This window comes from Paucibacter sp. JuS9, assembly GCF_044043925.2.
Classification (GTDB): domain Bacteria; phylum Pseudomonadota; class Gammaproteobacteria; order Burkholderiales; family Burkholderiaceae_C; genus JAUASW01.
Genome location: NZ_CP194172.1, coordinates 4868269 through 4892687 on the forward strand (window position 1 = coordinate 4868269; position 24419 = coordinate 4892687).

Below are 24419 nucleotides of genomic sequence, written 5' to 3' on the forward strand. Positions count from 1 at the left end.
GCCACGCCCATCAGTGTCAGGCCGAGCAAGGCGACACGGCATTCAGGTGCCAGGTCAGGCTGCGGACGTTGAGTTTCAGGATGCAAGCCTCCAAGCCGGTGAAGTGCGAGATGCGGCTTAGAACGTGGTCCAGCTGTCTCCGTTGGTGCCGGTCTTGAGCGTGGGTTCGACTGGCGCGGCTTGGGTGAACGATTGGCGCTTGGCCGGTGTGGGCAGGCGGCTCACATTGGTGGCACGCTGGCTGCTGCGGCGCGCCTCGCCCTGCCACGTCGTCGGAGCTGCCCTGACTGCCGTGGCCGCCTTCGCCGGCACGCTTGCGCTGCCGCCGACGCGGAACACTGCCACCGCACGCACCAGCTCTTCGGCCTGGACACGCAGGCTCTCCGCCGCTGCAGCGCTTTCCTCGACCAGGGCGGCGTTCTGCTGCGTGGCCTGATCCATCTGGCTCACGGCATCGCCGATCTGCGTCACGCCCGAGGTCTGCTCGGCACTGGCGGCACTGATTTCGCCCATGATGTCGGTCACGCGCTGGATCGCCTGGACCACCTCGCTCATGGTGGCGCCGGCCTGGTCGACCAGGCTCGTTCCCTGCTCCACGCGCTCGACGCTGGTGTTGATCAGGGTCTTGATTTCCTTGGCCGCGTCGGCACTGCGTTGGGCCAGGTTGCGCACCTCGCCGGCCACGACCGCGAAGCCGCGGCCCTGTTCGCCGGCGCGAGCTGCTTCCACGGCCGCGTTCAAGGCCAGGATATTGGTCTGGAAGGCGATGCCGTCGATCACGCTGATGATGTCGGCAATGCGCTTGGAGGCGTCGTTGATGCCCTTCATCGTGTCGACCACTTCGCTCACCACGGCACCACCGCGCTGGGCCACATCGCTGGCGTTGCGGGCCAGCTGGTTGGCTTGCTGGGCGTTGTCTGAGTTCTGCTTGACGGTGGAGCCCAGTTGCTCCATCGAGGCGGCCGTCTGTTGCAGGGCGCTGGCCTGCTCTTCGGTGCGGCTCGACAGGTCCTGATTGCCCTGGGCAATCTGGGCGCTGGCCGTGGCCACGCTGTCGGAGTTGCCGCGCACCGTGGTGACGATGCCGGCCAGAGCGCGCTGCATGCGTGCCACGGTGGCCATCGTGCTCTGCTCATCGCCGTTGCGTACCGGCACCGGCGTGGCCAGGTCCCCGTCGGCCACGCGCTGCACGGCCGCGCTCAACTCGCCGGGCTCGGCACCCAGCGCGCGGTTGAGGTTGCGGGTCAGGCCCCAACCGACCAGGCCGCCGACAAGGCCCATCGCGCCGGCCAGAGCTATCATCAGCATGGTCGCGAACGAGGCATCCTCGTCGGCCTCCTTGGCCAAGGCACGGGCCAGGTCGGCCTGCATTTGCGTGGATTCGTCCACTGCCTTGAACAGCGTGTTCTGGAGGGCCTGCACCTCGGTGATCAGCAATTCGCCGGCTTCGGCGGTCTTGCCCTGCTCGGCCAGGGCAATGGCGCGGTCCAGTGCCTTGTTGTAGAGCGGGCGCGTTTCGGTGATGACCTGGAGCAGCTCGCGCGACTTGGGGATCTTGAGCATCTTGTCGAGCTCATCCGCCAGCTGGCCGTTGGCTTTGCGGATCTCTGCCAGGACCTGGGCCTCGGCTGCGCGCTTGGCCGGGTCCTGCAGGACGATGATGTTGCGGGCAGTGCGCGCCGCGGTATTCAAGTTGTCCTTGAGGTCGGTGAACTTGTCGACCTTGATCATGCGCTCGTTCGCCAGTTCACTGACCTCGGTCTCGATGGAACGCAACTCCAGGGCACCGACCAGCGCAATGCCGAGGCCCAGGGCGACGGCGGTACCAAATCCGAGGGCCAGGCGAGTGGAGACCTTCATGGTGCGCTTGTTCATGATGTGTATTCGTGCAGGTTGGGTTTTGAGGGCGGTGAGGCTCTTGCGCACTCACTGCAGGACCGGCTGTACCAAGCCCATGGCCGCGCTGGACATCAGCTTCTCGATGTCCAAGAGGACCAGCATGCGAGCGTCGGAGCTGCTTACGTCGGGCGTGCCGATGCCGGCGATGTAGCGGGCGTCGACGGTGTCGTTGAAGTCCGGGGCGGGCATGATCTGCGAAGGCAGCAGGGCGATCACATCGCTGACCGAATCCACCACCACGCCGACGATGCGGTCGGCCAGATTGAGCACCACGGTGATGGTGAAGGCGTCATAGGCTGGCACCGGCAGGCCGAAGCTCAGGCGCAGGTCGATCACCGGCACGATCACGCCGCGCAGATTGACGAAGCCCTTGATGAAGTCGGGTGCGTTGGCGATGCGGGTCGGCGCCTCGTAGGAGCGAATCTCCTGCACGCAGCGCAGCTCGATGCCATAGGACACCCCGCCGAGTTGGCAGGTCAGCACTTCCAGCGGCCCGGCGGTAACGGCCGCATCGGCCATCGACGTCAGCGCGGCAGAGCGCTCCTGGACGGCGGGAATCAGGGCTGTATTCATGTCGGACACCTTTCAATCTGTTGGTGCCCGCATGTTAAATGATCAAAATGATTTTCAGATCATTTTTGCTGAGACGTTTATCACATTTGCAGAAGCTGCCAGTATCGCTTCGACCTTGATCACGGATCACCCGGCAGCCGCTGGCGCAAGGCTTGCCACTGGGCGAGGGACTGTGGCCAGTCGGCCCGTTCGGCGCTGTCCTCCAACTGGCGCGCCAATTGCGACTCGGCGGCGTGACCGAGCGTCAGCAGCACGCTTTTCAAGCTGTGTGCCAGGCGGCGCAGCGCCGGCGCGTCGCGCTGCTCGCAGGCCTGATCGCCCTGCTCGCGATCCAGCTCGAACTGGGACAGGCAGGCTGCCCTGAAGGTACGGTAGAGCGGTTCGTCACCACCGAAATGCTGGGCTACGGCCTGAGCCTGGTTCGCCGGCAATGCGCTGGTCGCTGCTACTGCGTCGTCAGCGGCAGCTGCGTTTGCACCTGCAGAAGGCGTCGCTTGCGTCAGGCCCAGCCCTTCCTGCACGCAGGTTTCCAGCTCCAGGATGCTGCACGGCTTGGCGAGCTGGCGCCAGACGCCAAGCTGGGCGAGGCGGTCCTGGACATCGCCGACCAGGCCGGCGCTGAACACGGCGATGGGGGCGCCCTGGAGCAGGTCGGAACGCCCAGACAGCTCCTCGATCAGGTCCAGCCCGGAGCCGTCGGGGAGCATCAGATCGGAGATGAGCATCTGCACCGGCGCGGCGGCCAGCGTTGCCCGCGCTTGGGCCAGGGTGCTGGAGATCAGCAGGTCAAGATCTAGCTCTTCGAGCGCCATCCGAACCAGGTGCTGGATGGTCGGGTCATCTTCCAGCAGCAGCAGGCGCGGCCTTGGTTTCATGGGTGGGGCGAAGCCTCGACCAGGGCGGCCCTCAGAAGCGCCGGCAACTCGGTCACCAGACGCGGCTTGTGGATGACGGGCAGGCCCGCCAGGGCAAAGGCGTAGGGGGCCAACTGATCGCCTTCCAGCGAGGTGACCACTATCAGACGGCTTCGCGCGAACTGCGGCTGGGTCCGCAGGCTGGTGATCAGCGTTGCCCCGTCTATGCCGGGCAGCAGGATGTCGACGATCAGCACCTGCGGCTGGATCTGGCCGTACATCGTCAGGCCAACGATGCCATCCGATGCCGTGTGCAGCTGGATCTCCGGGAACTGCTGGTTCAGCAGCAGGGCGATGAGCTTCTGGTAGTGCGTCGAATCCTCGATCAGCAGCACCTGGGGTGCTGCCGAGGCGGGGCGCGTGCTGCGCGGCAGCACGGCCGGCGAGGGCTCAGCAACGCCGCCGCGCCGAGCCATGAAGGCTTCGATGGAGGCCCGCGATATGCGGCGATGGCCGCCCGGTGTCTTCCAGGCCTTCAGCTCTTCGCGATCAACCATCAGTTGCACCGAGCGCACGGCCATGCCCAGCACCTGGGCCACTTCCATTGTGCTGAAGTCGTCCTTGTTCGGGTCGAGCAGGGGGCGGTTTTGAGACATTGAGTAATTTTGCCGAATTTTCGTCGGCATCATAAAGCGAGTCTTGACGCTATTAAATGATAAATGTGATACTTCGCTTCATCAAATCTGAAAAAGCACCGGAGTGGCCACATGAAGAAGATCCTGATCGTTGATGACCACGTGGACATCCGTCGCCTGGTCCGCATGACCCTGGAGTTCGAGTCCTACGAGATCTTCGAGGCCGAGGACGGGGCCACGGCGCTGCTGCTGGCCGAGGCTGTGCGGCCCGACCTGGTGCTGTTGGACGTGATGATGCCTGGCGAGCTGGATGGCCTGGATGTCTGCCGCAAGCTCAAGAGCGACCCGATGCTGCTGAATCCCCGCGTCATCATGCTCAGCGCCCGGGGCCAGGCGCAAGACTGCTCGGCAGGTCGGCAGGCCGGCGCCGACGCCTACCTGGTGAAACCATTCAGTCCCCTGCAATTGATCGACGTGATCGCTCAGCAATGGGAGCACGCATGATTGCCGTCGCCCTCGACACCCCTTCCGGCACCGCGCGCAGCTTCGACGATGCGGCGGCGGCGCAGATGGAGCGCATCGTCACGGACCTCGGCCGTGTCTATCAGGAGCGCAACGAAGCCCTGCGCGAAGTGGCACGCGCCCATCACGAAGCGCTGCTGCGCCTGTCGCTGGCCGCAGAAATGCGCGATGACGATACCGGTGTGCACATCACCCGCATCGGCCACCTGGCGGAAGGCCTGGCGCTGGCGCTGGGCGAAAGCAAGGACTTCGCGCGCGAACTGCGCCTGGCCGCCCCCATGCATGACATCGGCAAGATCGGCGTGCCAGACCTGGTGCTGAAGAAGCCGGGCTCCTACACGGCGGACGAGCGGCAGGTCATGAACCAGCACCCCATCATCGGTGCGCAAATCCTGGGGCGATCGCGAATCAGGCTATTCCAGCTGGCTGCCGAGGTGGCCATGACCCATCACGAGCGCTGGGACGGCAGTGGCTATCCGCTGGGTCTCGCGGGCGAGGCGATTCCGCTGTCGGGCCGCATCGTCGCGGTCGTCGATTTCTTTGATGCCTTGACCATGGACCGCTGCTACCGCAAGGCCTTCAACGACGAGGTGGCGCTCAAGATGCTGGCCGAGCAGCGCGGCCTGGCTTTCGATCCTCGCGTGGTGGACTGCATGCTGGCCCATGCGCCGTTGCTGATCGCCCTGCGCGACGCCATCAACCGCAACCCTCCCGACCTCTTAAACCTGACCGTTCCAGACTGAGCCGCGACACACAACTGGTACAAGGACGACTTCATGAGAAAACTCAAGATCACCGTGGCCTGCGTGATTCTGGTGTCGATGCTGGCAAGCTTGCTCGCCTTCGGCACCCGACCAGCCCAAGCGCAATCAGTGCAGGCCGGTGCCAGCACGCTGGAGCGGGTGCGCAGCAGCGGCAAGCTGCGTGTCTGCATCTGGCCCGACTACTACGGCATTACTTACCACAACCCGCGCAACGACAAGCTGGAGGGCATCGATATCGAACTGTCCGCAGAGCTGGCACGTGATCTCAAGGTCAAGCTTCAGTATGTGGAGTCGTCGTTCCCGCAGCTGGTCGAGGACCTGAAGAGCGAGCGGTGCGATGTGGCCATGTTTGCGGTGGGCATGCTGCCGCAGCGCAAGGCCGTGCTGGACTTCACCCAGCCCTACCTGCAAAGCGACATCTATGCGGTCACCACGCGTGCCAACCGCGTGGTGCGCCAATGGTCGGACCTGGACAAGCCCGGCGTCGTCGTCGCGGTGCAGGCCGGCACCTTCATGGAGCCTGTGATGGCCCAGGCGCTGAAACAGGCCACGCTGCGCACGGTCAAGCCGCCCGAGACCCGGGAGCGCGAGCTGGAAGCGGGCCGGGTTGACGCCTTCATGACCGACTATCCCTACAGCCGGCGCCTGCTCGACAACGCCGACTGGGCGCGCCTGGTGGCGCCGCCGCAGCCCTTTTTCGTGCTGCCCTACGCCTATGCGATCAAGCAGGGCGACGCTCCCTGGCTGGCACGCCTCAACGAATTCGTGGCCACCATCAAGCGTGACGGCCGCCTGAGCGCTGCAGCCGGGCGCAATGGCTTGAGCGACATCGTCGTTCGCTGAACTCGGGCCATGCTCCGCGAGACACGCTTCCTGCGAAATGTCGTCCTGGCCTCCGCCAGCGGCGCGGCGCTGGTGGTGGTGCTCGGCCTGAGTGCGCTGGCCTGGTACCAGCGCGCCGAGGCCCTGGGCAACGGCCGCGCGCGGGCGGAACTGCTGGCTGACGTGTTGCAGGACCAGGCGAGCCGCACGGTGGAATCGGCGGCCGTGGCCTTGCGCGCGCTGGGCGACAGCCTGCAGGCCCGGAGCCAGCCGGACCCGGCCCATGAGCAGGCGCTGCTGTCCCAGTCGCTGCTGGGCCTGAGCTCCGTGCGCAGCCTGGCGCTGGTTGACGAATCTGGACTGGTGCTCGCCAGCTCTGAGCCGCGCGACGTCGGGGTGCGTCTGCCGCTCGCCAAACTGGAATCACTGCCCGCAGCCGGCCGCAGCAAGCTGCTGAGCCTGCAATCCGGGCGCGCCCTGGCCGACATGCGCAACAGCGGCGCGAGCCACCGCATCAGCTTCCTGCCCCTGTGGCACCGCATGGCTTCGGGCAAGCTGCTGGTCGCCTTGATCAACCCGGATGCCCTGGCCACCTACCAACAGACGGTGGCGGACCAAAGTGCGATGCAGGCCCTGCTGGTCAGCTACCAGGGGCAGGTCTTGACTGCCACCGAACGGCTACCCGTCGAGGTGGGAAGTTCGCTCGCCAGTCACCCTGTCCTGGCTCGACTGATCGGCAATCAGGAGCATGGCAGCTACCTTGGCGAGAGCGTGATCGCGGGCCCCCAGGTTGTGGCCTGGCGCGGCTCGCGCAGCCAACCTTTCCTGATGCTGATCGAACAGCCGCAGGCCTTGGCACTGCAATCCTGGTACCAGGACGTCTGGAAGCTCGTCGGGCTCGGCCTGCTCATGCTGAGCCTGCTGGTGGCGGCCAGCATCGTGGCCTTGCGCAGCCTGCGCGGCCGCATGCTGGCCGTGCAATCGGCGCAGCAGGCCCAGGAAAAGGTGGCCCTGCGCGAGCGCGAGATGAGCGTGGTGCTCAAGAGCGTGCAGGAGCTGATCTTCCGGGCCGGACACGGCGGCGTGCTCACGTTTGTCAATGCACGCTGGGGCGCGGTCACACAGGACCGTGCCGAGCTGGCCGTCGGCCGCCGCCTGCAGGACCTGGTCGAGCCGGCCGACGCTGCGAAGGCCGCCGCACTGTTCGACCCCGATGATCGCCCTGGCCCGCGCACCGCGCAGATCGGCCTGCGCAGCGCCGAAGGTGGGCTCCGGCAGTATGAGGTCGCGGTCGTGCCGCTCTATGCCAAGCAGCACCTGGTCGGTTTTGCCGGCAGCGCGGTGGACGTGACCGAGCGCGAGGTGGCCCAGCACCAGCTGCAGCGTCAGCTGGCCTTCACCGGCTTGCTGCTTGAAGTGAGCCCGCAGCCGATCTCGCTGGTCGACATGCAGGGGCAATACGTGACTGTCAATCGTGCCTGGGAGGCGTTCACCGGGCTCAAGCGCGAGCAGGTGATCGGCACCCGGGTCGGCTTCATGCTGAGCATGGCTGACAGGCAGGTGCACGAGCGGCACGATGCGCAGCTGCTCGCCGAGGGCGGCACGCTGCGCTACGAGGCGCGCATGAAGCATGCAGACGGCCAGCCGCGCGACATGCAGGTCACCAAGGTGCTGCTGCTGGACGAGCAGGGCGGGCCGGCCGGCATCCTGAACACGCTGATGGACGTCAGCGAGTTCCGGGAGGCCGAACGCGCCACCCGCGAGGCGCGCGATGCGGCCGAAGAGGCCTCGCGCGCCAAGTCGGAGTTCATCGCCAACATCAGCCACGAACTGCGCACGCCGCTGCAGTCCATCCTCGGCTTCTCGGAACTGGGCGTGGCGCGGGGCCGCGATTCGCCCCGGCTGGTGACCATGTTCGAGAGCATCCATGCCTCGGGCCAGCGCATGCTGGCCCTGGTGAACGACCTGCTCGACGTCTCCAAGATCGAAAGCTCGGTCGGCACCTTCCACATGGAGCGCTGCGACCTGCGGGCCCACATTCGCAGCGTGGCCCGCGAGTTCGACCCGCTCTTGCAGCCACGCCGCCTGCAGCTTGACTGCGTCATCAGCGAGCAGCCGCTGAGCGCCAAGGTCGACCCGCTGCGCTTCCAGCAGGTGGTGCGCAATGTGCTGGCCAATGCAGTCAAGTTCAGCCCGGACGGCAGCAACATCGAATTGGCAGCGTCCCTGCACGAGGACGGCCAGATCCACATCGACATCGCCGACCGAGGCCCGGGCATCCCGCCGGGCGAGCTCGAGGCGATCTTCGATGCCTTCGTGCAGTCCAGCAAGACCAAGGATGGCTCGGGTGGCACCGGCCTCGGCCTGGCCATCTGCCGCAAGATCGTCGAGCTGCACAAGGGCAGCATCCAGGCCAGCAACCGCGAAGGGGGTGGCGCGCTGTTCAGCATCGTGCTGCCGGGCCGCGGCGATGCGGAAACCGGCTTCACGACCACCTATTGAGCGCCGCTCTCAGGGACGCGGTTCGCCCAGGTGCTGCCTGAGCCAGTGGCTCATTTCCCATTGTGTGTGGCCGACCGACTCGCGCGCGGCGTAGCCGTGCGCTTCATAGGGCAGGGAGACGAAGCGCACCGTGCCACCGAGGCCGGCGAGCGCGTGGTAGAGGCGTTCGCTCTGCAGGGGCGTGGTGCCGGAGTTGTTGTCCGCGTCGCCGTGGACCAGCAGCAGCGGCTCCTTGATCTGCTGCGCATACAGCAGGGGCGAGAGGCGCAGATAAGTTTCGCGCGAGTCCCACAGCGAGCGTCGCTCGCTCTGGAAGCCGAAGGGCGTAAGCGTGCGGTTGTAGGCGCCGCTGCGGGCGATGCCGGCCTTGAACAGGTCGGTGTGGGCCAGCAGGTTCACGGCCATGAAGGCGCCGTAGCTGTGCCCGCCAATGGCCACCTTCTTCGGGTCGGTTACGCCCAGCGATTCGGCCTTGTCCAGGATGGCTCGGGCATTCATCGTGATCTGCTCGATGAAGCCGTCGTTGATGCTGCGGATGTCGCCGACCACCGGCATCGTGGCGTCCGACAGCACCACGAAGCCGTCCAGCGCCAGCAACTGCGGCGCCAGGCCCGAGTAGCGTGCGAAGCGGCTGGTGGCGCCGCTGATCTGGCCGGCCAGCGTCGGGTCGTTGAACTCCAGCGGATACGACCACACCAGCGTCGGGCGGCGTTCGCCTTCCTTGTAGTCGGGCGGCAGGTTGAGCCAGAACGACATCTCCACACCGTCGGCGCGCTTGAAGCTGACGAACTCGCGGTGGATGCGGCGCAGCGACGGCGTCGGGTCGCGCATCTGTGTCAGGGCATGCAGGCCGGCGCTATCGCGCAGGAAGATATTGGGTGGCTCGGACGGGCTCTCGCGACTGAGCAGCAGGCGGTTGCCCTCCAGTAGCGCGAGCGGCTGCTCATAGACGGTTTCGGACGACTGGAACACATGGGCGCTCAGGCCGTCGCGCAGCGACAGGCGGTCCAGGAAGGGCTGCTCACCCTTGGGCTTGAAGCCGGCGCCCAGCATGTAGATGTCGCCTTGCGGCGAGGTGCGAATCACGCTGTGGCCGTTCGTGAGTATGCGCATCAGCGGCACACCGGGGTGGCGATAACGCTCACGCTGCGCGTACTCGAACAGCGGCTTGCTTTGCGTGCCGTTGAGCGGCAGCAGATAGGTGCGGACCCAGGCGCGGTTGCGGTCGGTTTCGGTCAGCAGCGCCTGCTGGCCATCGTCCAGGAAGCGCAACTGCGTGAAGCGATGCGGCATGCGCTGCACTTCGCGCGCTTCACCGGTGAAAGGCGGGTCCAGGCGCATCAGGCGGTCGCGGAACGGTACTCGCGCATTGGAGTTGCCGCCGTCCAGCGCCTCGATCCAGTAGACCGCCGCGTCCTTGCTGGGCGAGGGATAGAAGACCCGCGGGCCGATCAGCACGCCGTCGATTGCCACGCCCTTGCGCATCGGCATGCGCGTCAGTTCCTTGAGCACGCGGCCTTCGCGCGAGCGCACTTCCACGACGGTGGGGAAGTCATCCCAGGTCAGGTCGTAGCTGAAGGGGCGGGCGACCCGCTCGGTCAAGAGGTACTGCGGTGCGCCGGGCGCGCCGACGCTGCTGATGCTTGCGTAGAGCTGGGGCTCGCCGATCTCGCGCACCGCGCCGGTGGCGACATTGACCAGCACCATCTGCGAACGAGCGTGGTACTCGAACAGCGACTCGTCGTAGGGCGACTGCAGCAAGTCGGCGTAGTTGCGCTCCGGCGAGGCGCGGCCGCTGGCCTCCTGCACGGCGGGGCGGGGCGTCGGTCTCGGTGGCGGGCCACGGCGGGCCACGCTCAAGACCAGCAGCTCCTGCGGATTGAGCCAGGCCTGCTCGCCCTGGCCCAGCGCGTTGTTGAGCCTCAGCCCGGCGATGGCGCGCAGCCGGCCGCTGGCGGTATCGCCGACCCAGAGCTCGTTGGCCTGTTCCATCCGGCGCTCCAGGACGAAGCGCTGGCCGTCGGGCGCCCAGGCGAAGCTGTGGAAGGCGCCGCCGGCGGGCAGCTCGATGGTCCGCTCCGGCGCATCGGGGCTGTTCAAGGCACGCAGTCGCAAACGCTGCAGCACCTGCAAGGGCTGCGGCGTGCCGCTGCCGGGCTCGAAGCGCAGGCCTGCCAGGCGCAGCACCGGCCGGGCCAGTTCGTCGATGCCCGGATAGGGGCGGATGTCCATCAGCGCCAGCGTCTGCTGGTCGGGCGAGACCCAGGGCCGCGGCGGCACCGGTGCATCGAGCACCTGGCGGATGGCGGTGCTGGGCTGCAGATAGCCGGCCGGCTCCTGCGCCTGCGCCGCGCCGAGCGCGAGGCCCAGCAGCAGCGGCGCGAGCCACAGGGTTCGGCGCGGCATGCTCATGTCGATCAGCGGCGGGCTTGCGCGGATTGCAGCCGGCGCAGCACCGGCGCGTTCAACTCGCGGGTATGGCGGTTCCAGGCGCGGGTCAGCTTGTCGATGTCGGCCTGCAGCTTCTGGGCCAGGTCCTGGTCGCCGCGCTCCAACGCCCAGATCGCATACTCGGCGTGCGCCTCGAAACTGCCGAAGCGATGCAGGCCGTTCTCGAACTCGCTGCGGGCGGCGTCCTGCTGGCCATCTGCCGCCAAGGCACGGGCCAGCAGCAGGCTCAGTTGATCGGCGCGGAAGCCCGGCTGCTCGTTGCGGATGGCTTGCAGATGGGCCACGGCGCGCGCGGCCTGGCCGCTTTCAAGCCAGGCGCGGGCAGCACCGAACTTGATCTCGGCATCGCTGGCGAACGGGCCCTTGAGGCAGGTCTCGAAGGCCTGCGCTGCTTCGGCGGGCTGGCCGGCCTCGAGCAAGGCCTGGGCCAGGCGCATCTGGTTCTGGGCCGTCGGTGTGCCTTCGAGCGCCGCACGGGCTTCGCGCAGCTCGCGCCCTGGGTCCAGCGAGCGGGCGGCGGCTGCCACGGTGCGTTGGGCACCGCGCTGCAGTCGCGAGCCGGGCAGGTAGACCGCCGCGAAATAGACGATGCTGCCCAGCAAGGGGAACATGAAGAGGATCAGCAGCCAGTACATGGGCTGACCGTTGCGGATGGCGTGGATGGCGAAGAAAAGCGCGACCAGCACATGCAGGCCGACTCCGATGAAAGGCATGGTTTGAGGCTCCCCGGGGCTGTCGAATCTTGTGGCCGCTATTGTGCCGCCGCCGTTGCTGCCGGCCGTATCAAGAGCCAGGCCAGCGCGGTGAAGCTCAGGAAGGCCAACACTGTCGAGGCCATGATGATGCGTGCCACGCGGCCGTTGTCGGCGCCATAGCGCTCGGCCAGCAGTGAGACATTGCTCGCGCTGGGCAAGGCGGCGGCCAGCACGAGCACCAGCAACTGGAATTCGCTCAGCGGCAGGCCGAAGCGCCGCCCCACCAGGCCTAGGCTCCAGACCAGCGCCGGATGCAGAATCAGCTTGACCAGCGCCACCGGCAAATAAAGCGCGACCGGCGTGCGCCCCTGGGCATGCCGGCCCGAGCGCCAGAGTACGGCGCCGATGGTGAACAGGGCGACCGGTGATGCGGCATCACCCAGCATGCGGATCACGGTGTCCAGCGGCCCGGCCGGATGCAGGCCGGTGGCCGAGGCCAGGATGCCCAGTGCAATCGACCAGGGCAGCGGATTGGACAAGGCGCCTCGCAGCGCTTGCGCCAGTGCGGCGCCGGCCGTCGCAGGCCGGCCGTCGGGGCGCGGGTCGTGGGCGCTGGCCAAGGCCACGCACAGGGAACTCGTTACAAAGAGATCGGCCAGCACGGTGCAGATCACCGGTCCGGCGGCGTTCTGGCCCAGCAGCGCCACCAGCAGGGGCACGCCCATGAAGCCGGTATTCGGGAATGCGGCCACCAGGGCACCGAAGGCGGCGTTCTTCATGTCGACGCGGGGCGAGCGGGTCAGGGCGATGGTCAGTCCGACCATGGCCAGGGCCACACTCACATACAGGCCCAGCATGGCCGGGTTCAGGAGCTCCAGCACCGGCGTGTTCATGCCGAAGCGGAACAGCATGCAGGGCAGGGCGAAGAACAGCACGAAGCCGTTGAGCCCCGGAATGGCGCTTTCGGCCAGCACACCGCGCGAAGCCGCCAGGTAGCCGCACAGCACCAGGGCGAAGAAGGGCAGGGTGACGGCCAGGATTGCTTGCATCGGCCGCGAGTATCGCAAGCCGGCTTGCCCCCTCACACGGGGGATGTGAGCGAATGCTCGCCAGCCCTTTGTTCGAGGGGGCATGGGTTTCGGGCAGGGGTGGGGCTGGCTAACATGGCAAGCCATGCGTTTCGCTTTCAACCACCGTCCGCGGCCGGTCGCCGGTCCGCCAGCAGGTGCCACCCTGGTACCCGAGCAGCGCCTGGGCGTCTGGATGTTGCGCCGTGCGCTGCACGCCAGTGCTGCCGGCCAGTGGTATCGCGCCGAGCATGTGCTGGCCCGCGGCCAGCGCGCCGCCCTGATCGTGTTCGAGAACGCCACCGATGCCGCCGCGCTGATGCTGCGTTTCGCCGATGGCGCCTCCGAGCTGGCGCGCCTGGAGCACCATGGCATCGTCACCCCGATGGACAGCGGCGTCACCCCGCATGGCAAGCCCTTCCTGGTGCTGCCCTGGGTGGAAGCGCGGCCGTTGATGAGCCTGACCGAGCGCCTCGCCCTGCGTGAAAGGCTGGCGCTTCTGCTGCAGCTTTGCGATGCGCTGGCCCATGCTCACAGCGAGGGCCTGCTGCTTTCCGAGCTGGACCCAAGCCTGCTGTGGGTGCGCGCCGATGGCCGCCTGCAGCTGATGGGCCTGCACCTGAGCCACGAGGAATTGCCCGAGCCGCCGCACCCGGCCCTGCTGGTCTATGCCAGCCCGGAGCGTCGGCAGGGAGCGGTGCCCAGCAGCGCCAGCGAAGCCTATGCCCTGGGCGCGCTGCTGTGCGAGCTGGTGCATGAACGCGCCCCTGATCATCACGAAGCCAGCCCCGAGCACGACAGCGTCGCCACCCGCTGGCCCGAGTTGAGCCCGCAGCAGCGGCTGAGCCTGGAAGCCCTGGTGCACAAGGCCGCCAGCCCCCTGCCGGAGCAGCGCCATGCCAGTTCCGAAGCACTGGGCCTGGACCTGCGCTCCTGGCTGGCTGGCGAAAGCCATTCAGCCCTGCAATTGACGCCCATGCCGATCGCCAATTCCGCGCCCATGCCCCTGGACAGCGGGGCCGATGAAGCCGCGGGCGCGACATCCTGGTTCTGGCGTTTCTGGCGCCAGATCACGGCCAACGAGCCTCGCTAGTCAGCACCCCGCACGGCCCCAGTACGGCCCGGCACTGGCGGCACTGCGGCACCCGCTCAGGCGAGCTGCGGGCCTGCCTTGCCGGCTTCCACCACGAAGCGGGCCTGCGCCTGCACGGCGCTCTGCGCATCCCAGGGATCGAGCACGGCGCGCAGCTCGGCCTGCATCAGGCCAGCCTTGAGGTCGAACCGCACGTAGCCGCGCTGGTCGCTGCGTGACAGCAGCATGTGCGGGTTGTGGGCCAGCCCCTGGGTCATGCGCTCCTGCGAACCGCCGTGGCTGGTGATCGAGGTGCCGCAGAACTCGCTGGCCAGCAGCGGTGAGTCGGTCCGGTCGAAATCGGCGCGCAGGCCCGCCACATGGTTGGCATGCACATCGCCTCCGAGCACCACGGCATTGGGCACCTTGGCCGCGGCAAGGTCGTTCAGCAGGCGCGAGCGGGCGGCCGGGTAGCCGTCCCAGCCATCGGTCCAGTAGCGGCCGCCGCCGTTGCTGGTGTCGCGCTGGCTGTGGCGGGCCATCAGGGTCTGCTGGGCCAGCAGGTTCCAGGGGCGGCTGGCGTCCCAGGTCTGCGCCAGCCAGCGCTCCTGCGCTGCGCCCAACAGGCTGCGGTTAGGCTCGATGAGGGCCGGGCATTCGCTCAGGTCCACGGTGTTCGATCCGCTGCGGCCCGGCTTGGGGCAGACCTGGGGGTCGCGCCAGCTGCGGCCGTCCAGCGTGATCACACGGGCCAGCGATCCCCAGTCCCAGTGCTGGTAGAGCCGCAGCGGCGCCAGGTTGTCGGCCCGTGGCTGCCAGGCCTTGGGGAAGGGCATGTGCTCCCAATAAGCCTGAACGGCAGCGGCCCGGCGTGCCGGGAAGTCTGCCGCCAGGTTGTCGCCCTGGTTGCCTGCATAGTCGTTCGACACCTCGTGGTCGTCCCAGGTGCAGAGCCAGGGTGCGCGGGCGTGCATGGCCTGCAGGTGAGGGTCGCTCTTGTGCAGGGCGTAGCGCTGGCGGTAGTCGTCCAGGGTCTGGCAGGCGCGGCCGGTGTGCTGGCGCTTGGCCTGGCTGTCCTTGCCAGGGCCGTACTCATAGATGTAGTCGCCCAGGAAGAGCACCAGGTCCAGCTCCTGCTCGGCCATGTCGCGCCAGGCGGCGTAGAAGCCGTGGTCATAGCGCTGGCAGGAGGCGATGGCGAAGCGCAAGGTGGCCGGAGCGTCGGGTGCCGGCGCGGTGCGCGTGCGCCCGACGACGCTGCGCTGGCCCAGGGCACTGAAGCGATACCAGTACCAGCGATCGGGCTTCAAGCCGCTGGGCTCGGCATGCACGGTATGGGCGCTGTCAGGGCGCGCGGCCTCCACGCCGCTGGCGGCAATGCGCTGGAAGCCCTCGTCCTCTGCAAGCTCCCAGCGAACCTCGACCTGTTCGGGCAGCCCAGGGCCGGTGAGCCGGGTCCACAACACCAGTCGATCAGGACGCGGGCAGCCCGAAGCCAGGCCCAGGGCGAATCGCTCGGTGTCGGCGGCCAGGGCATGGCGCAGGAACAGCGGCGCCGCGCCCGCCGCCAGGGCCCATTGGAGAAGCTGGCGACGGTCGGTGTTGATGCTCATGGCAGAAGAGCTTACTCAGGAATCGCGATGTGCCATTGACGGGCCAGCTCGCGCAACTCGCCTGTCGCCCGCATCTGGCTCATGACCTGGTCGATGCTGTCGCGCCAGGCTTCGCCCCGCGCATTGCGGGTGTAGGCGAAATGCCCGCGCTGAAAGCTGATGGGAGGATTGATGATCTGCAGCTCCTGGGCGAGACCCAGGGCTTCGATCACCGGTGCGGTGTTGCGCTCATTGCTGGCCAGCAGTTCGATGCGTCCGCGCTTGAGCATCAAGAGGCCGGTCTCCACGGTCAGCGCGGTACTGAGCACCTGCAGGCCCGGACGGGCACGCTCGAACTCGTCGCCGTAGGCCCAACCCTGAACGATGGCCACGGGGACCTGTGCCAGCGCCGTGAAGTCGCCCACCCAGTGCGTGGCCAGGTTGCGCCGGGCATAGAAGACCAGGGCGTCGGCATAGAAGGCCTGGCGCGAGAAAAGAAAGCGCTGCTCACGTTCCGGCGTGCGGTAGGGGCCCACCAGCACATCGGCCTGGCCCTGCTCGACCATGGCTTGCGCGCGCAGCCAGGGCAGCACCTCGAAACGCAGGCCCAGGCCCATGCGCGCGGCGGCGCGGCGCATCAGCTCGGCACCCAGGCCATCGGCCTCGCCTGGCTTGCCGCTGACCTCGAAGATGCGAGGGAATGAGGTGCCCACGACCAGCAGATCGCGCGCCAGGGCCGGTTGGGCGACCAGGGCCAGCGGCGCCAGCAGGCACAGCCGCCGGACAGCACGATGCTCATCCATCAGTGTGGCGCCCCTGGGGGAAATGCTCATGCCGCAGAGCTTAAGCGATGCATCGCCAGTCATGAGCGATGGCTATCATCCTTTGCATGCCCACCGATGTTTCGCCAGCCCTGTCGGGCCAGCCGCCCGCCCTGCCGGCTCGCCCTGCGCTGAGCCGTCCGAACCATGCAAGCCGTTGGCTGGCGATGCTGCTGGCCCTGGGCTGTGGCCTGCTGGGCCTTGGCCTGGCCAGCCACTACCCTTTGCTGCCGTCGCTGGCTGTCGCTGCCTATCTGGCTGTGCTGGCGGCCAGCTTCCGCTGGTGGCAGGCCGCGCCCCTGCTGTTGATCGGCCTGGTGCCTGTGCTGGGCCTGGCCACCTGGACCGGCTGGTTCATCTTTGAGGAACTGGACCTCCTGGTGATGGCTGCCGCCGCGGGCGGCTATGCCGCCTATGCGCTGGGCCGGGTCGACAGCAAGGCCCAGGCCTGGCGCCGGCCGCTGGCGCCCTCGGCGCTGGCCAAGCTCTTGCTGTTGCTGTTCGCGGCCTCGGTGCTGTTGTCGGTCTGGCGCGGCATCCAGGACGCCGGTGGCCTGGAATTCGGCTGGTGGCAGGGCTACCTGGAATCGCTCAACAGTCCGCGCCAGGCCAAGGGCCTGGTCTATGTCCTGCTGCTGCTGCCCTTGTGGCAACGCGCGGCAGCGAGCCGGCCGGACCGGATCGAGCGCGGCATGCTCTTCGCCATGTGCCTGGCGCTGGCCGGCATCGCGCTGGCGGCCCTGTGGGAGCGGGTGGCTTTCCCCGGTCTCCTGAACTTCAGCTCAGACTACCGCAGCACGGCCATGTTCTGGGAGATGCAGGTGGGCGGCGCGATGCTGGATGGCGCCCTGCTGCTGTGCCTGCCTTTCGCGCTGGCGGCGCTGATGCGCCAGCGCAGCCCGGTGCTGCTGGGGCTCTTGCTGGCCTTGGTGCTGATGGCCAGCTATGCCGCGCTCACCACCTTCTCGCGCGGCGTCTACCTCGCCCTGCCGGTGACCTTGGCAACGCTGCTCTTCCTCAGCTATCGCCAGCACCATGCGCGCAGCACCTCGCTGGCCGAGCAACCCCAGCACCTGGAAACGGCCTTGCGCGCCTTGCCCTTGCTGGCGTTGCTGGGCTTGTTCGGTTTCAGCGCAGCGCAAATCTTTGCGGTGGCTGGCTATCGTGGCTTGCTGGCACTGTCCGGTACGGCCTTGCTGCTGCTGTTTGCGCCGCGGCAATTGCTGGTCGAAGGCGTTGGCGCGCGTGCCCTGGTGCTGTCCATGGCGGCCTTGCTGGGCACGCTGGCGGCGGGCTTGAGTTGGTCGGTGGCGAACTGGATACCCAAGTCCGCCTATGTGATCTATGGGCTGTCCTTCGCCTTGGGCGCCTTGCTGATGTGGCGGCCGCCCAGCCGCATGGAAGCCACGCTGCGCACAATGCTGGTGAGCACGGTGTGGTTCTGGAGCCTGGGTTGCGTGGCCGTGGTGGCAGGCAACTGGGGGGGCGAGCTCGCCTTGCGCGCGACGCTGTGGCCGCTGGCGCTCTGGGCGCTGGCCTGGGTCTGGTTGCTGGGCGCGGCGCCGCAGGCGGCTGATCGCCTGCTGGCGCTCCACTGGCGGGTGCGCGCGATCCTGGCTGGCGTGCTGCTGGTCAGTGGCGCCATCGTGTCGACGCTGGAAGGTGGTGCCTATCTGGGCGAGCGCATGGCCACCGGCGTGCAGGACCTGGGCGCCCGTGTCGATCACTGGCGCAGCAGCTACCGGCTCCTGCAAAGCGATGAGGAGCGTTGGCTGGGGCGTGGCAGTGGCCGCTATATGGCGACGCGTTTCTATTCCGGCCCGGTGGACGAGCGGGTGGGCGACTTCCGCCTCGGCGATGAAGCGGGCCAACCTTTCCTGCGCCTGAGCGGCGGGCGCCATCTGCTGGACTATGGCGGCATGCTGCGCGTGACCCAGCGCATCGCCGTGCCGAGCGGGCCCCTGACGCTGCAGGCGCGCGTGCGGGCCGGCGAAGCAGCAGGCCTCTTTGCCGAGGTGGCCGAAAAGCATCTGCTCTACCAGGAAGGCCGCAGCCACAAGGCCTTGCATGTGAAAGGCAAGCCCGGTGAATGGCAGACGGTGCAGCTCAAGCTCGATGCCTTGCCGCGCGGTGCCGGCGGCGACTGGTGGGCGCCGCGCCTGATCACCTTTGCCATCGCCGAAACCGTGGCGGGCAAGGAGCTGGATGTGGGCGAGCTGCAATTGATTGACGCCTCGGGCCGCAATTTGCTGGCCAACGGCGACTTCTCCGCGGGCCTGGCGCGCTGGTACTTCACCAGCGACCGCCACCACCTGCCCTGGCATGCCAAGAGCCTGCCCTTGCACCTGCAGTTCGAGCAGGGCTGGGTCGGCCTCTGGATCTGGGCTGCACTGGTGGCCGCGGCGCTTTGGCGCGTCAGCCTGGGCCGTGCGCGCGCCCATGCGCTGGCACCGGCGGTGGCCGCGTCCCTCGTCGGCTTTCTGATGGTGGGCCTGTTCGACAGCCTGCTCGATGCGCCGCGCATCTCCTTCATGTTCTACAGCGTGCTCTTGCTGGGCTTGTGCCTGCGGGCGTTGCCGCCGGGCGTGGTGCAGGATTCGCGTCAGTAGCCGCTCACGGGGCGCCGCTATCATGGTCGGCCCCCATAGTGCCGTTATTGCCGTTATTGCCGTCCGTGCCGTACGTGCCGTTCGTGCCCTTCCCCCATGTCCGCCCCGCCTCTCGACGCTGCCGCCACGCTCAACCCCGCGCAATTGGAGGCGGTCTACCACCTGACCGGGCCCTGCCTGGTGGTGGCCGGTGCCGGCTCGGGCAAGACGCGAGTGATCACGACCAAGATCGGCCAGTTGCTGAAGTCTGGCTACGCGGCGCGCAATATCGCCGCCATCACCTTCACCAACAAGGCCGCGCAGGAAATGCGCGAGCGGGCCAAGGCGCTGGTCGGGCCCCGCGCCGCCAAGGACCTGGCGATCTCGACCTTCCACAGCCTGGGCGTGCGCATCCTGCGCCAGGAGGGCACGCGGGTCGGGCTGAAAGAGCAGTTCTCCATCCTCGACAGCGACGACGTGCTCTCCGTGCTGCGTGATGCCGGCGGCACGACGGATGCCAACCAGGCGCGCTCCTGGCAATGGACGATCTCGCTGTGGAAGAACATGGGCCTGAACGCTGCGCAAGCCGCCGCGCAGGCCAAGGACGAGAACGAGCGCACCGCGGCCATCGTGATGACCAAGTACCAGGAGCGTCTCGCGGCCTACCAGGCGGTTGACTTCGACGACCTGATCTCCCTGCCGCTGAAGCTCCTCACCGAAGATGCCGAGGCGCGCGGCAAGTGGCAGGACACCCTTCGCTATGTGCTGGTCGACGAGTACCAGGACACCAATGCGGTGCAGTACGACCTCCTGAAGCAATTGGTCGGTGAGCGCGCGCTGTTCACGGCCGTGGGCGACGACGACCAGAGCATCTACGGCTGGCGCGGCGCGACCATCGAGAACCTGAAGCGCCTGCCGCTGGACTTCCCGCAACTGAAGGTGATTCCGCTGGAGCAGAACTACCGCTCCACCGGCGCCATCCTGCGCGCGGCCAACAACGTCATCGCGGTCAATCCGAAGATCTTCGACAAGAAGCTGTGGAGCGAGTTCGGTGATGGCGAGCCGGTGGCCCTGGTCGAGTCCGATGGCGAAGACCACGAGGCCGAGCGCGCCGTCTCGCGCATCCAGGCGATACGTGGCCAGGGCGGCGCCGGCATTGAGTTCAAGGACTTCGCCATCCTCTACCGCGCCAACCACCAATCACGGCCTTTTGAACAGGCACTGCGCCGCGCGAACATTCCCTACAAGGTCAGCGGTGGCCAGAGTTTCTTCGACAAGGCCGAGATCAAGGACCTGTGCGGCTGGTTGCGGCTCCTGGTGAACCAGGATGACGACCCGGCCTTCCTGCGCGCGGTGACCACACCGAAGCGCGGCATCGGCCACCAGACCATCGCCGGGCTGAGCCAGTTCGCCGGCAAGTGGAAGTGCAGCATGTACGAAGCGCTGTTTGCCGAGAGCCTCGGCACGGCGCTGAGTGCCAAGCAGATCGGCTCGCTCCACGAATTCGGCCGCTATGTGAACGAGCTGGAATACAAGGCTCGTCACACGTCAGGTGCGAAGGAAGCGAAGCTGCTGCTGCTGGAATGGCTCAGCGACATCGCCTACGAACAGCATCTCTACGACAACGAAGAGAACGAGAAGGTTGCGGCCGCGCGCTGGAACAATGTGCTGGACTTCGTCGACTGGGTGGCCAAGCGCTGCGGCGGCGAGATCCAGGAAGACGGTGGGAAGTTCGAGACGGAAAAGCAGACCGTGCTGCAGGTCGCGCAGACCATCAGCGTGATCCTCTCGATGGCCGAGCGCAACGAAGACCAGGACCAGGTCGTGCTGACCACCCTGCACGCCAGCAAGGGCCTGGAATGGCCGCATGTCTTCCTGGCCGGCGTCAACGAAGGGCTCCTGCCCTTCAAGGCCGACGACGAAGAGATGACGGCCCAGCGGCTCGAGGAAGAACGCCGCCTCATGTACGTGGGCATCACGCGTGCCCGCAAGACCCTGGCGGTCAGCACCCTGCGCCGGCGGCGCAAGGCGCGCGAGCTGGTGATGGGCATCCCGAGCCGCTTCATCCTCGAGATGAAACTGCACGAGTCGTCGGTCAAGGAAGACCCGCGCGAGAAGCTCAAGCGGCTGCGCGAGGCGTTTGCGGTCAAGGGCGCAGCGTCTAGCGCTGCGCAGCAGACGCAGGACTGAGCGGCGCGGCCTGCGCCTCCGGCTGGCGGCCTTCGCCCGTGGTGGCGGGTGCGTTGTAGCCGCGCGCATCGGTCCAGCCTTCCAGGCTGGCCTTGTCCTCCCAGGGGGCCGGGCGGCGAGGATCCCAGCTGCCACGCTCCACCGGCCCGTCCTTCGGCTTGAGCTCGAAGCTGATGACGCGCTCGCCCGGCTTGCGCCAGCTTGTCAGCCGAACCGTTTCGCCGGCCAGTTGCACATCGCTTGTTGACTCACCGAACGGCACCGAGTCGGGCCCCTTGGCATGGGCCGACTTCAGTGCGCCCAGCGCGGAGGCAAACACACGGTCGTAGCGATGGAAGGGATTGAGTGCGTTCCTGACCAGGCTCATCGCCGGCACGTTCGAATAGAAGATCCGCCGCGAAGGCAGCAGCACCAGGTAGCGCTGGCTAGCCGCTCCAGTGAGGCGTTCGCCCAGCAGCTCGCCGCTGCTGAACCAGGTCAGGCGTGCTGCCGTACCCGCCTTCTCGTCGCGCAGTTCCAGGGCGCCTGGACAGTCCCATTGCGCTTCGGCACCGCGGCAGGGGCCTTCGGTCGGTGCCTTCCTGACTTCCTGCGCGAAGGAGGAGGAGCAGGCCAGCAGCAGCAGGAGCGAGAGTCGGGCCAGATGCAATTTCATGAGGGCAATGCGGCCGCCCGAGGTCGACCGAGGGGATGTACCGTAGGGTTGCTCAGTTTCGCATGAGCAGAATGGCGGGCATGACCCTGTCCAAGTTCGATTGCCTGATTTTTCTCAGCGCCCTCATTGCCGTGGGGTTGAGCGCTTTCGGCGGCCCGCCGGCGCTGTTCTTCGTCTTCAAGCCGCTTACCACGATCCTGATACTCGCCTACGCCTGGCAGCGAGGGTCGGGTCTGGCGCAGCGGCGCTGGATACTTGCCGGGCTGCTTGCCTCGCTGGCCGGCGACATCGCCTTGCTGTGGCCGCAACAGGGCTTTCTGCCAGGCTTGGTCTCCTTCCTGGTTGCGCATCTGTGCTACCTCTGGGCGTTCACACGGGTGCAGCGCCTGGCCGCCTGGCCCTGGGCCTTTCTTGCCTATGGCTTGCTGGCCGGCTTCATCCTCAGCCGCCTGTGGGCCGGCGTGCCGGCACCACTGCAGGGGCCGGTCCTTGTCTACGTGCTGTGCCTGAGCGCCATGGGCGCGCAGAGCCTGGTGCTGGCCAAGCGGTCGTCCACGCCCGGCAACCGCGTGCTGGCCTTGGGGGGCCTGCTGTTCGTGATCTCCGACGCCTGTCTGGCAACCAACAAGTTCGCCGGCCCGCAGCCGCTGGCGGCCCTGTTGGTGCTGCCGACCTACTGGGCCGCGCAGTGGTGCATCGCCAGCTGGCTGGCCCCGGCCGCGCGGGACTGAGGCTCAGCGCAGCCGCCGGTACAAGGTATTGCGGCTGACACCCAGGCGGCGCGCCGCCTCGGAGACGTTGCCATGGCAGTCGCGCAGCATCTGCTCCATGCGCTGCGAGGCGAGGGTGCGCAGGTCCTCGGTCTCCAGGGGCGCGGATGCTACCTGAAGCATCAGGTCGTCGAGCAGGTCTTCCGGCAGGTGGGCCTGCTCAATCTGTGTTTCATCGTCGTCCAGCAGGGCCACGGCCGTGCGCAGCACCTGGGCGAGCTGCCTCACATTGCCGGGCCAGGCATGGGCGGCGAAGGCCTGGGCCACCGCAGGCGCCAGCGTCAGCGGCCGGCCCGGTGCCAGGTCGTGCAGCAGCTGCGCGATCAGGCCTGCCAGGTCGCTGCGTTCGCGCAGCGGCGGCAGCCTCAGCATCAGGCCGTTGAGCCGGTAGTACAGGTCTTCGCGGAAGCGGCCCTGCTGCACCAGCTCGCGCAGCGGCCGGTGGCTGGCGGCGATCAGGGCGAAGTCCAGGTCGACCGGCGCGCCGCCGCCCAGGGGCTGCACCTGCCGCTCCTGCAGCACGCGCAGCAGGCGGGCCTGCAGGGCCAGCGGCATGTCGCCGATCTCGTCGAGGAACAGTGTGCCGCCCGCCGCTTCGCGCAGCCGGCCGGGCGCACCTTCGCGCCGCGCGCCGGTGAAGGCACCGCCGCGGTAGCCGAACAGCTCGGCCTCGATCAGGGATTCGGGCAGGGCCGCGCAGTTGACGGCGACGAAGGGCCGGGCGGCGCGCGGCCCGCTGTCGTGGCAGGCGCGCGCGAACAGCTCCTTGCCCACGCCCGACTCGCCCTGCAGCAGCAGCGGGATGGGCTTGTCGAGCACGCGGCGGGCGCGGGCGATCTGCTGGGCCAGCGCGGCATCGCCGCTGTCCAGTTGCTGCAGTGCGTCGCGCGGTGCAGGCAGCTTGACCTGGGCAGGGACCGGGGCCGCGGACGGCCCGCGGCGCGCGCCGTCGAGCCGGGCCCACAGCGTGCCGGCCGCCGTGCCCTCGACCGCCTGCGGGCCGCCGCGCCGACGCAGCGCGGCCACGGCCTGCTCCATCACCGCGTCCAGTTGCCACTGGCCGACGGCCGAGGCCGGCAGGCGCAGCAGCTCGAGGGCTGTCCGGTTGGCGCCAAGGATGCGGCCGTCCTCGTCCAGTGCCAGCAGGCCTTCGACCACGGTGCCCAGGCCTTCGGGCCGGCCATGCAGCCGCAGCCGCAGGCCGGCGCCGTGCCGCGCCTCGAACAGCTGGTGCTCCAGCATGCGGCCGGCGGCGCGCACCAGGCCCAGCGCATGGCGGTGCTCGCCGCGCTGGTCGCCGGAGATGTCCAGCACGCCCAGCAGGCGGCCGTCCGGTCCCCAGATCGGCGTGGCGGCGCAGGTCAGGAAGCCATTGCGCTCCAGGAAGTGTTCGCCGCCGTGGACCATCAGCGGCCGGCCCTCGGCCAGGGCCGTGCCGATGGCATTGGTGCCGCGCCACTGCTCCAGCCAGTTGGCACCCGGGCGCAGCGCCACGCGGGCCGCCTTGTCGGCAAAGCCGGTGTCACCGAGGGCCTCGAGCAGCATGCCCTCGGCATCGGCCAGCATGACGATCTGGCCGGCATCGCGAATCTGGTCGTGGACGAATTCCATCACCGGCCGCGCCTGGGCCAGCAGCTGGCGGCGCTGCTCCTGGGCGCGGCGCAACTGGGCGGCCGAGGCATGGGGCACGCCGGCCGAGCGGCCCTGCGGCTCCAGCCCATGGGCCAGGCTGCGCTGCCAGCTGGCCTCCACCGCGGCGTCAAGCAGGCCGCTGGGCGGCGCGCCGGCCTCCAGCAGGGCGCGGCGGGCCTGGCGCAGGCTGCGGCCGTCGGGGCGCGGCCGCGCGGCAGCGGCCAGGGGCAGGGTCCACATCACTCGTTGTCTCCTTGCGGGGCTCCATGTCGGGCGCCGTCTGGCAGCGACCCTAGGGCCGGGCCCCGCGCCACG

19 protein-coding genes are annotated in these 24419 nt (G+C 68.1%); 8 read left to right on the forward strand and 11 right to left on the reverse strand.

Annotation, left to right across the window (positions count from 1 at the left end; translation table 11 throughout):
* Positions 1 to 117: 117 nt before the first annotated feature.
* From ABT392_RS21745 to ABT392_RS21760, 4 genes are all read right to left on the reverse strand, one after another.
* A complete protein-coding gene (locus ABT392_RS21745) occupies positions 118 to 1875 on the reverse strand; it encodes a methyl-accepting chemotaxis protein (RefSeq protein WP_395384553.1) in 1758 nt (585 codons plus the stop codon).
* Between the two features lie 51 nt (positions 1876 to 1926).
* A complete protein-coding gene (locus tag ABT392_RS21750) occupies positions 1927 to 2472 on the reverse strand; it encodes a chemotaxis protein CheW (protein WP_395384552.1) in 546 nt (181 codons plus the stop codon).
* A 119-nt stretch (positions 2473 to 2591) separates the two neighbouring features.
* A complete protein-coding gene (locus ABT392_RS21755; protein WP_395384551.1) occupies positions 2592 to 3347 on the reverse strand; it encodes a response regulator in 756 nt (251 codons plus the stop codon).
* Positions 3344 to 3982: a response regulator gene (locus ABT392_RS21760; protein ID WP_395384550.1), complete on the reverse strand. Its 639-nt coding sequence runs from the start codon at positions 3980 to 3982 to the stop codon at positions 3344 to 3346. Before ABT392_RS21760 ends, ABT392_RS21755 begins: the two co-directional genes overlap by 4 nt.
* 111 nt (positions 3983 to 4093) lie before the next feature.
* On the opposite strand from ABT392_RS21760, the gene ABT392_RS21765 reads away from it, so the two are divergent.
* The 4 genes from ABT392_RS21765 to ABT392_RS21780 all read left to right on the forward strand — a co-directional run bounded on the left by ABT392_RS21765 (position 4094) and on the right by ABT392_RS21780 (position 8571).
* Positions 4094 to 4465 (forward strand): response regulator transcription factor, encoded by a 372-nt coding sequence (locus ABT392_RS21765; protein ID WP_395384549.1) that lies wholly within the window; start codon positions 4094 to 4096, stop codon positions 4463 to 4465.
* On the forward strand, positions 4462 to 5226 hold the full coding sequence (locus tag ABT392_RS21770; protein WP_395384548.1) for an HD-GYP domain-containing protein: 765 nt from the start codon (positions 4462 to 4464) through the stop codon (positions 5224 to 5226). Before ABT392_RS21765 ends, ABT392_RS21770 begins: the two co-directional genes overlap by 4 nt.
* Positions 5227 to 5304: 78 nt before the next feature.
* Positions 5305 to 6090, forward strand: a complete 786-nt coding sequence (locus ABT392_RS21775; protein WP_395386798.1) for an ABC transporter substrate-binding protein — start codon at positions 5305 to 5307, stop codon at positions 6088 to 6090.
* A gap of 9 nt (positions 6091 to 6099) precedes the next feature.
* Positions 6100 to 8571: a sensor histidine kinase gene (locus ABT392_RS21780; protein ID WP_395384547.1), complete on the forward strand. Its 2472-nt coding sequence runs from the start codon at positions 6100 to 6102 to the stop codon at positions 8569 to 8571.
* 9 nt (positions 8572 to 8580) lie between these two features.
* On the opposite strand, the gene ABT392_RS21785 is transcribed toward ABT392_RS21780, so the two are convergent.
* Genes ABT392_RS21785 through ABT392_RS21795 form a run of 3 tightly spaced genes read right to left on the reverse strand, consistent with a single transcriptional unit; the run spans position 8581 to position 12766 of the window.
* The gene (locus ABT392_RS21785) at positions 8581 to 10983 is read right to left on the reverse strand and encodes an alpha/beta hydrolase family protein (protein ID WP_395384546.1); all 2403 of its coding nucleotides are present in this window, start codon (positions 10981 to 10983) and stop codon (positions 8581 to 8583) included.
* Between the two features lie 5 nt (positions 10984 to 10988).
* A complete protein-coding gene (locus ABT392_RS21790; protein ID WP_395384545.1) occupies positions 10989 to 11735 on the reverse strand; it encodes a tetratricopeptide repeat protein in 747 nt (248 codons plus the stop codon).
* Between the two features lie 38 nt (positions 11736 to 11773).
* Positions 11774 to 12766, reverse strand: a complete 993-nt coding sequence (locus ABT392_RS21795) for an AEC family transporter (RefSeq protein ID WP_395384543.1) — start codon at positions 12764 to 12766, stop codon at positions 11774 to 11776.
* Between the two features lie 124 nt (positions 12767 to 12890).
* Here ABT392_RS21795 and ABT392_RS21800 point away from each other — a divergent pair, with 124 nt between their 5' ends.
* A complete protein-coding gene (locus ABT392_RS21800; protein WP_395384542.1) occupies positions 12891 to 13877 on the forward strand; it encodes a protein kinase family protein in 987 nt (328 codons plus the stop codon).
* A gap of 56 nt (positions 13878 to 13933) precedes the next feature.
* On the opposite strand, the gene ABT392_RS21805 is transcribed toward ABT392_RS21800, so the two are convergent.
* Positions 13934 to 15469 (reverse strand): alkaline phosphatase D family protein, encoded by a 1536-nt coding sequence (locus tag ABT392_RS21805; protein WP_395384541.1) that lies wholly within the window; start codon positions 15467 to 15469, stop codon positions 13934 to 13936.
* A gap of 11 nt (positions 15470 to 15480) precedes the next feature.
* A complete protein-coding gene (locus ABT392_RS21810; RefSeq protein WP_395384540.1) occupies positions 15481 to 16281 on the reverse strand; it encodes a substrate-binding periplasmic protein in 801 nt (266 codons plus the stop codon).
* A gap of 38 nt (positions 16282 to 16319) precedes the next feature.
* Between ABT392_RS21810 and ABT392_RS21815 the strand changes: the two genes are divergently transcribed.
* Together ABT392_RS21815 and ABT392_RS21820 are read left to right on the forward strand one after the other, a co-directional pair.
* The gene (locus ABT392_RS21815) at positions 16320 to 18878 is read left to right on the forward strand and encodes a hypothetical protein (protein WP_395384539.1); all 2559 of its coding nucleotides are present in this window, start codon (positions 16320 to 16322) and stop codon (positions 18876 to 18878) included.
* A 96-nt stretch (positions 18879 to 18974) separates the two neighbouring features.
* Positions 18975 to 21047: an ATP-dependent helicase gene (locus ABT392_RS21820; protein ID WP_395384538.1), complete on the forward strand. Its 2073-nt coding sequence runs from the start codon at positions 18975 to 18977 to the stop codon at positions 21045 to 21047.
* On the opposite strand, the gene ABT392_RS21825 is transcribed toward ABT392_RS21820, so the two are convergent.
* A complete protein-coding gene (locus tag ABT392_RS21825; RefSeq protein ID WP_395384537.1) occupies positions 21019 to 21702 on the reverse strand; it encodes a hypothetical protein in 684 nt (227 codons plus the stop codon). The genes ABT392_RS21820 and ABT392_RS21825 overlap by 29 nt on opposite strands.
* Positions 21703 to 21782: 80 nt before the next feature.
* Here ABT392_RS21825 and ABT392_RS21830 point away from each other — a divergent pair, with 80 nt between their 5' ends.
* Positions 21783 to 22433 carry a lysoplasmalogenase gene (locus ABT392_RS21830; RefSeq protein ID WP_395384536.1) on the forward strand — a complete coding sequence of 217 codons (651 nt, stop codon included), beginning with the start codon at positions 21783 to 21785 and terminating at the stop codon, positions 22431 to 22433.
* A gap of 3 nt (positions 22434 to 22436) precedes the next feature.
* On the opposite strand, the gene ABT392_RS21835 is transcribed toward ABT392_RS21830, so the two are convergent.
* Positions 22437 to 24344, reverse strand: a complete 1908-nt coding sequence (locus ABT392_RS21835; RefSeq protein WP_395384535.1) for a sigma-54-dependent Fis family transcriptional regulator — start codon at positions 24342 to 24344, stop codon at positions 22437 to 22439.
* Positions 24345 to 24419: the final 75 nt, after the last annotated feature.